This is a genomic window from Mycobacterium sp. ML4, assembly GCF_054515735.1.
In genome coordinates, this window is record NZ_JBTNSY010000036.1 from 1 (window position 1) to 12,041 (window position 12,041).

Genomic DNA, 12,041 nt, shown 5'->3' on the forward strand with positions numbered 1-12,041 from the left:
AGTGGTGCTCCGGGGATACCCGTAGCCGGGTGCACCACAGCGGGACACCAAGCGGTAGATCATCTCGGACATTAAGAGGCCCTACGTGCGCTGTCTCAGTCTTTGTCGAGGTTCAACGAGAACACGACTGCACTGATCAACGGAAATACCGCTATTGCGTTGGCGTATTGAAAAAAGCTATGGCTCCGGGCGGCGACGGGATTTAACCTGACACCGGGCAGGACGATGCGGCGGACAAGGGCCCACTCACCCAGCTACCGCTGCGGCGTCCACACGCGTTCGCAACAGTTCTCGAGCCGATCGAGCCAGCCCGTGCAGTACGGCGGCCCTTTTGTCGCCACCGCCGTCGAGATCCCAAACCATTGCGCTGCAGACAAAGCCGGGCGTGCACACGGGAACATAGCTGTGGGGCAACGATTCTCATCAAGTCGAGCGACCCGCGAACCACCAGCCGGAATCACGACAATCAGCGTTCGCCGACAACGACATGCCCTCTAGGAGTAGGGATTTAGCTCATGACCGAACATGACCGAACAGAGCGTGCAACCAGGTCGGCACCACGAAGGGTACCGCCGGCGACACGGCTGACGATGACGCGCTCGACAACCGAGGCAATGGCGTCAGCTGGCCTCGATAATGGGTGCTCGTCCGACGACACGATCGACCCGGTCAGGTAAAGTGGCGGTTCCAAAGCGACCGGCGTGGCCAGGCCCTGAGTCGTAACGTCCAGTTCGCCCCTGGGTAGCAACGTGATTCGCGATCCGGTACGAACCGCGGAAATAATGTCTGAATAGGTCAATGCCTCGGTGTGCGGTCTGAAAGTCAAGCCTCTTGCGACCAGAGCACGCTCCAGCCCTTGGCGAAGAACATTTGATGCAGGTGGGCAGACGATCTCGTGTTCCCTCAAGATCACGTCGGCCGGCTTTTGGATCATCTCGCTACGAGCAGCGAATAGGTACAGCCGCTGCCGGTACAACCGCCGCCTGGCTAGACGAGGCAACGGATCAACTTCAAACACGACACCCAGGTCCATATTGCGATCCGCGATCATCGCGGCAATCGCTTCACTGTCGACGCTCTTGAGGACTATCCGCACGTCCGGTAGTTCCTCGGCGCACTCCTTGAGGATCTCCGTGGCGAAAATCGCCGCCATAGCGGTCGACATGCCCAAAACCACAGAGCCGGCAGGTTGGTCGGCGGAGTCACCGAGCAACATCGGAAGCATCTCGACCCGCCTCAGGATGTCCTGGGCCTCGCGGTAAAGAATCTCACCCTGAACAGTCGGGCGCACACCGCGGGGGCTTCGCAGCAGCAGGTTCACGCCGAGTCCGGCTTCCAGCGAAGCGATCTGCTGACTAAGCGACGGCTGTGCTACACAGATTTTCTGGGCAGCGCGTGAAAAACTGCCCGCCTCAACGACGGTCACGAAGTAGGACAAATGGCGCAGATTTAGCATCGATCAGCTGAGCATCCCGTTGAGCGCACGCCAGTCAGGGCGCATAAACGCCGCCGCCTGTAGGTGGCCGAATGACGACGGACGTGCGCGGGCGGCGAAGTCGCACCCCGTAAGATAATTGCATATTGCAATAGTAGCAGACATATATATATTTATGACGACCTTGCATGTCGCGCAAGGGAACCCTTGTCCGACCAGAGCTTTGACTGCTGGAAGCGATTCCTCGATGCGCGCCGGCGTAGTCCAGCCACTGCCACCAGGGTGCGCAACGGGACTGCCGTGGGGCGATAGCAGCGCAGGTAGGCGCACTCACCCGGGCGTCGTTGCGGCGTATGCGAAACCAGGCCCAGGAGTACCGGCGCGGCCCGTGCGCCCGGCGCCGGCGGAGTGTTTCTGCCAGGCATTTCAGACACTTGTCGGGGCACCGCGCGGCGCTATTGTGGCGCTATGCCGCAGCGCGAAGACGTCTGGTTCACCTCTGGAACCGACCGGGTCAGTGCCTGGTTATACCGCCCCGACGTCAACGGCGCGGCACCGCTGCTGGTGATGGCGCACGGCCTGGGCGCGGTACGCACAATGCGGCTCGATGCCTACGCCGAGCGATTTAGCGCGGCCGGTTACGCCTGCCTGGTCTTCGACTACCGCAACTTCGGCGACAGTGAGGGGCAGCCGCGTCAGCTGCTCGACATCGACATGCAGCTTGCCGACTGGGCGGCCGCCGTCGACTTCGCACGCACCCTGCCCGGGATAGACCCGCATCGAATCGCGTTGTGGGGCACGTCTTTCGGCGGCGGTCACGTGATCGAATCGGCGGCGCGGCTGCCCGGCATCGCCGCCGCGGTGGCACAGTGCCCGTTCACCGATGGCCTGGCGTCGATCAGAGCGATCAACCCGGTGACGGCCGCCCGGGTCACCGCGCTGGCGGCACGGGATCTGCTCGGAGCCCGGCGGGGAAGGCCGCCGGTGATGATCCCCACGGCGGGCATGCCCGGCGAGGTCGCGCTGATGACCGCACCCGATGCGTACTCGGGCTTCCTGGAACTGGTGCCCGACGGTGTGGAGTTGCGCAACGAGGTGGCCGCCCGCATCGGCCTGCAGGTTCTGCTCTACCGGCCCGGTCGCCGCACGGCCGAGATCTCCTGTCCGATCCTGTTCTGCGTATGCGAAACCGACTCGGTGGCCCCGGCCAAAGCGACGCTGCGTCATGCTGCCAAGGCGCCCCGCGGTGAAATCAAGACATATCCGGAAGGTCATTTCGCCATCTACGTCGGCGATGCTTTCGAGCGCGTCGTCGCCGACCAGATCGCTTTTCTCGACAAGCATCTGAAGACCGCCGGCAGTTAACTGCCGAAACGCCGGAATTCCCGGCCCTACGGCTTTACTCTCTGGTTCATACCTAATACCCGCGGTTGCGGGTAGTTCGCGCCGGACCGGTCGACGGGAAGGACGGGGAGATGTCAAACCTGCTCACTGCGCCCGAGACGCTGGCGGCGGCGGCGACCGATGTGGACGGGATCGCTGCGGCGATCCATGCCGCCAACGCGGCCGCGGCCAGCCGGACATCCGGGTTGCTGGCCGCGGCCGGTGACGAGGTCTCGGCCGCCGTCGCCGCCCTCTTCAGCACCTACGGTGACGAGTACCAGGCTCTCGTCAAGCAGGCGTCGGTGTTCCACAGCGACTTCGCCCGGGCCCTGGCGAATGCCGCGAACGCCTACACGCAGGCGGAAGCACTGAACGGGACGCTGCTCAACGACTTTCAGTCACTGCTGGCCCAGCCGCCGACGGCCGCCGCGGTCGCCCCCGCAGCGGCGACCCTGACCGACCCCATCACCGCGCTGATCATGGGCGGCACCAACGACCCGATTCCCAACGCCAAGTACGTCACCAACGTCTTCAACCGATACATCAAGCCGCTTTACCCCACGGCCAGTCCCGTTGCGCTGCCGACACCTGAGCAGTTCTGGCCGGTCACCCCGGACCTGGGCAACATGACCTACAACCAGTCGGTCGCCAAGGGCGTGACCGTCCTCAACAACGCGATCAATGCTCAGCTCGCCGGCGGCAAGGACGTCATCAGCTTCGGCTATTCGCAGAGCGCGTCGATCGTCAACAACGAGATCGTCAACCTGATGGCGGCCGGCTCGCCGAACACCGACCGCCTGGCATTCATACTGGCTGCCGCCGGTAACAATCCCAACGGCGGGCTGCTGTCCCGCTTCCCCGGCTTCTATATTCCGGGCCTGGACGTGTCGTTCAACGGCGCACTCCCGGCCACCAACCCCTACGAGACCTACGTCTACACCGCGCAGTACGACGGCATCGCGCACATGCCGCAATACCCGCTCAACGTGCTGGCCGATGTCAACGCGCTGATGGGCTACTTCTATGTGCACGGGAACTATCCGCTGGTCTCGGCCACCGATATGGGCAACGCGGTTCAGCTGCCGACCTCGCCCGGCTACGCGGGCCACACGCAGTACTACATGTTCCTGACCCAGAACCTGCCATTGCTGCAGCCGATCCGCGACATCCCCTACGCCGGTCCGGTGTTCGCCGATCTGTTGCAGCCGCCGCTACGGGTCATGGTCGACCTCGGATACAACTACGGCTATGCAGATCTGCCGACCCCGGCCGGGTTGATCAATATCCCCAACCCGTTCAACGTCGCCTACTACCTCGGTCAGGGGCTCCTGCAGGCACCGTATGGCGCCGCGGTGGAGATCGGTGTGCAGGCCGGGCTCTGGGGACCGGAGTACTTCCCGGACGCCTATCCGTGGGTTCCGTCCACCAACCCCGGGCTGAACTTTTACTTCGGCCCGCAACTCAGCCAACCGCCAGTAACCGCGATATCGCTGCTCAGCGGCCCCTTGGGGAGTGTGCTGCACATCATCCCGCCGATCTTCAACTGACCGGTCAGGGCCCCAGTGGAGCGGTGGTGCGGATCGCCTCATCGCGAATCAACCCACGCAACAGCGCCGTGCTGAACTCGGCGGCGATCTCTTTGGCCGAGCGCCGCCCGCTCGGTCGCAGCCAGCGGTAGCTGCCCAGGGTCATGCCGATGTAGCCCAGCGCCAGTACGTGTGAGTCGCACTCGTAGAACTCGCCGCTGGCGATCCCACGGTCGATCAGGCCGTGCACGTGCTCATAGACCTGAGCTTCCTTCTCACGGACCTCGGCCACCTGCTCGGCCGTGAACCACTCGGTGATATACGGCTGTTCCTGGAAGTAGACGGCCGCGCGCTCGGGATTGCCGGCAATACCCGTCAACAGCCGGACGGTGTACTGGTACAGCGCCTCGCGGGCCGTCCAGGACGGGTCGTCGTGCACCGCCGCCAGGGTCCCCTCGGCGGCCTGCCGGTAGATGTCGAACAGAATGAGCGCCTTGCTGGCGTAGTAGTGGTACACCGTGGCTTTGTTGAGCCCGATCACATCGGCGACGTCGTCCATCCGGGTGCCGTGATAACCGCGAGCGGCGAACAACTTGGTGGCGACGGCCAGCAACTCCTCACGGCGGGTCAGGCCATTTCCGGATGCCATCTGCACTCACCCTCGTCGCTGCCGGTCGGGGTCCGGACGACCCCCTGCCCGACTGTTTATCAATCAACTAGTTGGACAGTTTAGGCAGGACCGTGCCTGTCGTCGTGACGCGGATAGCGCTACAGTGGCGAACGAGGCCGAGTCGCGAGTCGAACAGCAGTCGAGAGGTGGAGTGATGGACCCGAGTCCTGACTACGACGCAAGCGACGAGATCGAGTTCTTCTTCGACTATCTCACCTGGGGTATTCGCGGTGTCGAGTCCGGCAACGGGTATCCCCCTCCGGGTTACCCGCCGGTCTAACCGCGGACTACAAGAGCGGAAGTTCCGCGCCGTACTGGGCTACCGGGCGCGACCCGAAAATCCATCGGTCGGATTCGCCGATCGGCACGTCATTGATGCTGGCTTCGCGACGCGCCATCAACCCGTCGGCGGTGAACTCCCAGAGTTCGTTGCCGTAGCTGCGGAACCACTGGCCGCTTCGGTCGTGGCTTTCGTATTGGAAGCGCACCGCGATGCGGTTGTCGTGAAAGCACCACAGGCCTTTGCGTAACGAGTAGTCGAGTTCGCGTTGCCACTTGCGGGTCAGGAAGGCGATGATCTGTGCCCGGCCGACGAGGTGCTCATCGCGGTTTCGCCATTGCGAGTCGGCCGTGTAGGCGAGGCTGACCCGCTCGGGATCGCAGGTGTTCCACGCGTCTTCGGCGGCCTGGACTTTCTGCAGCGCTGTTTCTCGGGTGAACGGCGGAAACGGAGGACGCACCACACCATTCAACCGCGAGGAGACACAAAATCGCACAAATCGGCGTTGCCGCATGCGATTTTGCGTCTGCTCGCGGGGGCTGAGCGGCATTGTCCTATCGTGGCGGTCATGGACTTCGCAATGTCGGCAAAAGCCAGCGATTACCACAAACGGCTGTCGGACTTCATGACCGAACACGTCTTTCCGGCCGAGGCGGACTACGACAAGTACCGGCAGGAGGCCGGGCCGAACGATTTCACCGTGCCGCCGGTCATCGAGGATTTGAAAGCCAAAGCCAAAGAACGCGGTCTGTGGAATCTGTTCCTGCCGGCAGAGTCAGGACTGACCAACCTGGAGTACGCACCGCTGGCCGAGCTCACCGGCTGGAGCCTGGAGATAGCGCCCGAAGCCCTCAACTGTGCGGCCCCGGACACCGGCAACATGGAGACGCTGCACCTGTTCGCCACCGAACCGCAGCGCAAGCAGTGGCTGGAGCCCCTGCTCAACGGGGAGATCCGCAGTGCCTTCTCGATGACCGAGCCCGCGGTAGCCAGCAGCGACGCGCGCAACATCCAGACCTCGATCGTGCGGGACGGCACCGACTACGTGATCAACGGCCGGAAATGGTGGACATCGGGCGCCGCGGATCCGCGCTGCAAGATTCTCATCGTGATGGGACGCACCAACCCCGACGCTGCCAGCCACCAGCAGCAGTCCATGGTTCTGGTGCCGATGGACACCCCGGGTGTGACGGTCGTCCGGTCCACCCCGGTTTTCGGCTGGCAGGATCAGCACGGCCACTGCGAGATCGTTTACGACAACGTGCGCGTGCCGGCCACCAACCTGCTCGGCGAGGAGGGCGCCGGCTTCGCGATCGCCCAGGCGCGACTGGGGCCCGGCCGCATCCACCACTGCATGCGCGCCCTCGGCGGAGCCGAACGGGCGCTGGCCCTGATGGTCAGCCGGGCCAACAACCGCATCGCGTTCGGTCGACCACTGGCCGAGCAGGGCCTGGTGCAACACGCTGTCGCCAAGTCCCGCAACGAAATTGACCAAGCCAGGCTGCTCTGCGAAAAGGCGGCGTGGACCATCGATCAGCACGGCAACAAGGCCGCTCACCTACTGGTGTCGCAGATCAAGGCGGTGGCCCCGCAGGTGGCGTGTGACGTCATCGACCGTGCCATTCAGGTGCACGGCGCTGCCGGAGTCAGCGACGACACGGTTTTGGCCCGTCTCTACGGGTGGCACCGCGCCATGCGCATCTTCGACGGTCCCGACGAGGTGCACATGCGCACCATCGCGCGCACCGAGCTGGGACGCGAGCAGTCCGCGCTCGCCGCGGCGGTGACCAGTCATGGCTGATACGACTCGGGAACTGCCGGGCGCCTGGAACTTTCGTGACGTCGCCGACCGGACGGCAGCGCTGCGGCCGGGTCGGCTGTTCCGGTCCAGCGAGCTGAGCAGCCTCGACGACGAAGGCCGCGCGGTGCTGCGCCGGCTCGGCGTCACCGACGTCGCGGACCTGCGCTCGGTCCGCGAGGTCAACCGGCGCGGTCCGGGCCGCGTTCCCGACGGTGTCGACATTCACCTGCTGCCCTTCCCGGACCTTGCCGACGACCAATCCGGGGTCAACGCCCCCGAAAACAACGAGGCTCCGCACGAAATTGCCTTCAAGCGGTTGATGACCGAGGGCGCCGCCGACGAATCTGACGAAGCCATCGAAGCGAACGCCGTCCGCTACATGACGGAGGAGTACCGCGAATTCCCTACGCGCAACGGCGCCCAGAGCGCGGTGCGCCGGGTGTTCACGTTGTTGGGCGCCGGACGCCCGGTACTCACCCACTGCTTCGCCGGTAAAGACCGCACCGGTTTCGTGGTGGCGACGGTCTTGGAAGCGGCGGGATTGGACCGCGACGCCATCATCGCCGACTATCTGCGCAGCAATGAGGCCGTGCCGCAACTCCGCCAACAGATCACCGAGATGATCGCACAGCGCTCCGATGTCGAATTGACCCCCGAGGTGGTCACCTTCACCAAGGCCCGGCTTTCCGACGGTGTCCTCGGGGTGCGTGCCGAATACCTCTGGGCGGCATGGCAAACGATCGACGTGTCCTTCGGATCGCTGGACGGCTACCTGCGCGCCGCCGGCATCACCGAGACCGATGTGGCACGGTTGCGAGAGGCCCTGCTCGGCTGAATCAGCCGAGTTCTATGAGTCGGGCCAAAGGCCGGACACCGCGGCGGAATCGCTCTACCCTCAACGGATGCCGGCGGCCTAAAAGAAGGCCGGATTGGCGTGGCCGGTTCTCCAGGAGGAACGAAGGTGTCATTCGTAGTCGCCCAGCCGCAGGTGATGGCAGCGGCCGCGACGGAATTGTCCGGCATCGGCGCAGCGATCGGTGAGGCCGCCGCGACCGCGGCGGCGCCCACCACGGGGCTGTTGACCGCGGCGGCCGACGAGGTCTCGCAGGCGATCGCCAATCTCTTCGGTGCGTACGGGCAGGAGTTCCAGTCGATCAGCGCGCAAGTCGGCGGCCTCTACCAGGGGCTGGTCCAGAACCTGAGCGCCGCAACCAACTACTACGCTAACGCCGACGCGATCAACCGTGCCGCACTACTGGACAGCGTGACCGCGGGCCTCTACCGGCCGACAACACCGCAGGTCGTGCCGCCATCGTTCGTCGAAAACGTCGCAATCGCCATGGGCGGCACCGGGATGCCCATTCCTACCCCGGCGTACCTCGCGGCCGTCAACGAGCTGTTCATCGCACGCAATATCCCCCCACCCCCGCCGCCCGGCTACATCCTGTCAGGGCTCGTCACGCCCGAGCAGCTGTACCCGATCACCGGCGTCCGTTCGCTGATCTTCGCGTCCTCGGTCCAGCAGGGCCTGCAGATCCTGGACACCGCGGTTCGCACCCAGGTCGACGCAGGCAACCACGTCACCGTCTTCGGCTACTCGCAGAGCGCGGTCCTGTCGTCGCTGCTGATGGAGCACTACATCGCGCTGGGCCCGAACGCCCCGCAACCCGCTCAGCTCAATTTCGTGCTGACCGGCAACGAGATGAATCCCAACGGCGGCATCCTGGCCCGCATACCCGGACTGAACATAACGACCATCGGGCTGCCGTTCTACGGCGCAATGCCGGACGGCCCCTACCAGACCAACACCTACACGATTCAGTACGACGGCTTCGCCGATTTTCCGCGCTACCCGCTGAACATCGTGTCCGACATCAACGCCGTCTTCGGCATTCTCACGGTGCACACCACCTACGCGGAGCTGACGCCGCACCAGGTCGACACGGCCACGCTGCTGCCGGTTCAAGGAACGACGAACAACAACTGGTACATGATCGATCATCCGGATCTGCCGCTGCTCGACCCGGTGCGGGCCATCCCGGTCATCGGCAAACCGATTGCGGCACTGATACAGCCGGACCTGAAGGTAATCGTCAACCTCGGCTACGGCGACCCGAACTTCGGGTATTCCACCAGCCCCGCCAATGTGCCCACACCATTCGGTCTCTTCCCGGACATCCCGCCCGGGGTGATCGTCGACGCCCTGGCGGCCGGCACCCAGCAGGGCGTGAACGACTTCCTGGCCGAGACGCAGCACGCGCTCACCACGGCTCCCGTGATCAACCCGCCCGCGTTGCCGCCACTGATTCAGGCGTACCTGCCGCCACCGCCGCCGCCCATCCCCGCGACGCCGGTCAACATCGCCAACACGCTGGCCTCGGTGGTCTCCACCGGTTACTCGGTGCTGCTGCCCACGGCCGATCTGGTCACTGCCTTCGGCACCACCCTGCCCGCCTACAACCTGACGCTGTTCCTGAACCAGCTCGCCCAGGGCAATATCAGAGCCGCGATAGAGCTTCCGCTCGCCGCGACCGCCGGTTTGGCGGCACTGGGCGGCATGATCGAGTTCATCGCGGTCGTCGAAGCGACCGGAGAGATTATCCAGGACCTGCAAGCCCTTCGTTTCTAGCGCAACCGGGATAGTGCCAGTGACATATGTGAGCGCCGAGCCGCAGATCATCGCAACGGCAGCGGCTGACCTCGAGGAAATCGAGGTGGCACTCAGCGCGGCAGCGGCGGCTCCGACCTCCAACCTGGTGGCGGCCGCCGCTGACGAGGTCTCCGCGGCCGTCGCGCAGCTGTTCGGCGCATATGGCGCGCAGTGCCAGGTCGCGGTCGCCCACCTTGCGGCCTTACAGGACGAGTTCCGGCGGGTGCTGGCCGCGGCCGGGTTCGCCTACGCGGAAACCGAAGTCGCGAACACGGCCACTATCGCTGCGACGCCCCTGAACGGCCCGACCGTCAGTCTGGTCATGGGAGGCAGCGGAAACGCGCTGCCGGATGGCGAATACATGACCAACGTGCTCAATTTCGCCACCCCGCAGTTCGGCAGCACCGTGGGGCGGGCCCTGTTCACGCCCGAGCAGCTGTACCCGCTGACCGGTGAGAAGAGTCTGGTGCTCAACACCTCGGTCAGCCAGGGCGTCACCATGTTGCACCGGGCGATCCTGGATCAGATCGCACAGGGCAACAGCGTTGTGGTCAACGGCTATTCGCAGAGCGCGATTATTTCGTCGCTGGAGATGCGGCAGCTGGCCGGCATGCCCGGTGCACCGATGGCCGATCGGCTCGGCTTCGTACTGCTGGCCGACCCGATGAACCCCAACGGCGGGCTGCTGTCGCGCTTTGCCGGCCTGGCCGCGCCGAGCCTGGGTCTGGACTTCTTCGGGGCCACCCCCTCCGACACCATCTACCCCACCTCGATCTACACCCACGAGTACGACGGCTTCGCCGACTTCCCGCGCTACCCGCTGAATTTCGTGTCCGACCTGAACGCCGTCGCCGGCATCGCTCTGGTGCACACCGACACACCCCTGATCAACCCGCAGACGCTGCCACCCGGGGATCTGGTGCAACTGCCCACTTCGCCCGGCTACAGCGGGAATACGTCTTATTACATGATCATCAGCCACCATCTACCGCTGCTGGCTCCGGTGCGTGCCATTCCGGTGGTAGGTCCAGCGCTGGCGGATCTGGTCGAGCCGAATCTGACGACGATCGTCAACCTGGGCTACGGCGACTCGCACTACGGCTACTCCACCTCGCCGGCAGACGTGCCGACGCCGTTCGGCTTGTTCCCGGCGGTCGACCCGGTTCAGCTCACCGGCGACCTGGTCCTGGGGACGCAGCAGGGATTCAACACCGCCACAACGACTTTCATGAGTCAACCGCCGGCAACCCCGCTGGACCTGTCCGGGCTGGGCACCTTCCGAACGCGCGCACCGTTGCCGGCGCCGCCCCCCGAACTGCTCACGACGTCGCCCACCGAGTTCATCAGCGACCTGCAGGCGGCGAACAGCTACCTCGCCAACAGCTTCACCGAGGTGACCTCTCGCACCTACGCGACCCTATTGCCGACCGTCGACATCGCCAATGCCGCACTCACCACTCTTCCGTCCTACAACCTGAACTTGTTCGTGGACGGAATCGAGCAAGCCGTCAATGGTGACCCGATGGGCTTGGTCAACGCGATCGGCTATCCGATCGCCGCGGACGTGGGATTGCTGGGTGTCGGCGCCGGGCTTGAGGGACTGGTCTTGTTGGGAACCGTGGTCACCGATTTCTAAGTCGCCAGCGCCTGCGGGCCGCAGCGCTCGCTGTGCCGCTTATCCTCCAAAGCGCTTGCCGCTGGCCTTATTAGGCGATTGTCAAAGAGCTGAAAGACCGTGACAAGCGCATCTGCATCATCATAGGCTGACTTCGGCATCTGACCGCGTCGTCGGCCGAAGGGGTAGGGGGTGGGCAATGACGTCTTTGCTGCCGTCTGCTTGATTCCCCTGACCGCGATGCCGGCCGGGCGGGCGGGCAACACGTCGTACTACCCCGGGCCGTCGGCAACGCACTTACCGCCGGAACAGACGCCGGCCGCGCACCCGCCCACCGCGCCACCGTTCGCGGCGCCGACGGCGCCGGACTTCACGACGGCACCGGCCAGGATTCCCGCGCCGGATCGACGCGATCGGCCACCCGCTTGCCGCCGATGCGGGACTGGCCACGATCGCGGCGGTGTCGAATTCCTGACCATTCAGTCGGCGACTTTCAACAACGTCCGCGACATTCAGCGTCTCTTCGCCCGAGCATCACCCAAAATACATCGTGCGGAAATTTTGGTAGGGCCACGTTCACCATTCCGCCCACCCGGAGACCAGAGCGATCTACTCTCACAAGTGCCGGGCTTCCCGATGACCGATAGCGGACTTGGAATGCCGAGCCACTGGAGTCGCCGC

Annotated in this window: 10 protein-coding genes; 7 read left to right on the forward strand and 3 right to left on the reverse strand. The window is 64.7% G+C overall.

Annotation, left to right across the window (positions count from 1 at the left end; translation table 11 throughout):
* Positions 1–508: 508 nt before the first annotated feature.
* Positions 509–1,438, reverse strand: coding sequence for a LysR family transcriptional regulator (locus ACX9NE_RS27060; RefSeq protein ID WP_459364710.1), 930 nt, complete (start codon positions 1,436–1,438; stop codon positions 509–511).
* 465 nt (positions 1,439–1,903) lie between these two features.
* On the opposite strand from ACX9NE_RS27060, the gene ACX9NE_RS27065 reads away from it, so the two are divergent.
* Together ACX9NE_RS27065 and ACX9NE_RS27070 are read left to right on the forward strand one after the other, a co-directional pair.
* On the forward strand, positions 1,904–2,800 hold the full coding sequence (locus ACX9NE_RS27065; protein WP_459364711.1) for an alpha/beta hydrolase: 897 nt from the start codon (positions 1,904–1,906) through the stop codon (positions 2,798–2,800).
* Positions 2,801–2,910: 110 nt separating this feature from the next.
* Positions 2,911–4,365, forward strand: a complete 1,455-nt coding sequence (locus ACX9NE_RS27070) for a PE family protein (RefSeq protein WP_459364712.1) — start codon at positions 2,911–2,913, stop codon at positions 4,363–4,365.
* Between the two features lie 4 nt (positions 4,366–4,369).
* Here the strand turns inward: ACX9NE_RS27070 and ACX9NE_RS27075 are convergent, their stop codons facing one another.
* Entirely contained in the window at positions 4,370–4,993 is a 624-nt protein-coding gene (locus ACX9NE_RS27075; protein ID WP_459364713.1) for a TetR/AcrR family transcriptional regulator, read from the reverse strand.
* Positions 4,994–5,165: 172 nt separating this feature from the next.
* Here ACX9NE_RS27075 and ACX9NE_RS27080 point away from each other — a divergent pair, with 172 nt between their 5' ends.
* The gene (locus ACX9NE_RS27080) at positions 5,166–5,294 is read left to right on the forward strand and encodes a hypothetical protein (RefSeq protein ID WP_459364741.1); all 129 of its coding nucleotides are present in this window, start codon (positions 5,166–5,168) and stop codon (positions 5,292–5,294) included.
* Between the two features lie 7 nt (positions 5,295–5,301).
* On the opposite strand, the gene ACX9NE_RS27085 is transcribed toward ACX9NE_RS27080, so the two are convergent.
* Positions 5,302–5,754, reverse strand: a complete 453-nt coding sequence (locus ACX9NE_RS27085; protein ID WP_459364714.1) for a nuclear transport factor 2 family protein — start codon at positions 5,752–5,754, stop codon at positions 5,302–5,304.
* 120 nt (positions 5,755–5,874) lie between these two features.
* Between ACX9NE_RS27085 and ACX9NE_RS27090 the strand changes: the two genes are divergently transcribed.
* The 4 genes from ACX9NE_RS27090 to ACX9NE_RS27105 all read left to right on the forward strand — a co-directional run bounded on the left by ACX9NE_RS27090 (position 5,875) and on the right by ACX9NE_RS27105 (position 11,381).
* The gene (locus ACX9NE_RS27090; RefSeq protein ID WP_459364742.1) at positions 5,875–7,095 is read left to right on the forward strand and encodes an acyl-CoA dehydrogenase family protein; all 1,221 of its coding nucleotides are present in this window, start codon (positions 5,875–5,877) and stop codon (positions 7,093–7,095) included.
* Complete coding sequence (locus ACX9NE_RS27095; RefSeq protein WP_459364715.1) at positions 7,088–7,930, forward strand: tyrosine-protein phosphatase; 843 nt, start codon at positions 7,088–7,090, stop codon at positions 7,928–7,930. The genes ACX9NE_RS27090 and ACX9NE_RS27095 overlap by 8 nt, the downstream gene beginning before the upstream one ends.
* Before the next feature lie 126 nt (positions 7,931–8,056).
* Complete coding sequence (locus ACX9NE_RS27100; RefSeq protein ID WP_459364716.1) at positions 8,057–9,724, forward strand: PE family protein; 1,668 nt, start codon at positions 8,057–8,059, stop codon at positions 9,722–9,724.
* 19 nt (positions 9,725–9,743) lie between these two features.
* On the forward strand, positions 9,744–11,381 hold the full coding sequence (locus ACX9NE_RS27105; RefSeq protein WP_459364717.1) for a PE family protein: 1,638 nt from the start codon (positions 9,744–9,746) through the stop codon (positions 11,379–11,381).
* Positions 11,382–12,041 lie beyond the last annotated feature (660 nt).

Excerpts from the sequence above, each read along its gene's own strand:
- ACX9NE_RS27070 (WP_459364712.1), top strand. The coding sequence starts at position 2,911 with ATGTCAAACCTGCTCACTGCGCCCGAGACGCTGGCGGCGGCGGCGACC.
- ACX9NE_RS27075 (WP_459364713.1), bottom strand. The coding sequence starts at position 4,993 with ATGGCATCCGGAAATGGCCTGACCCGCCGTGAGGAGTTGCTGGCCGTC.
- ACX9NE_RS27095 (WP_459364715.1), top strand. The coding sequence starts at position 7,088 with ATGGCTGATACGACTCGGGAACTGCCGGGCGCCTGGAACTTTCGTGAC.
- ACX9NE_RS27090 (WP_459364742.1), top strand. The coding sequence starts at position 5,875 with ATGTCGGCAAAAGCCAGCGATTACCACAAACGGCTGTCGGACTTCATG.
- ACX9NE_RS27065 (WP_459364711.1), top strand. The coding sequence starts at position 1,904 with ATGCCGCAGCGCGAAGACGTCTGGTTCACCTCTGGAACCGACCGGGTC.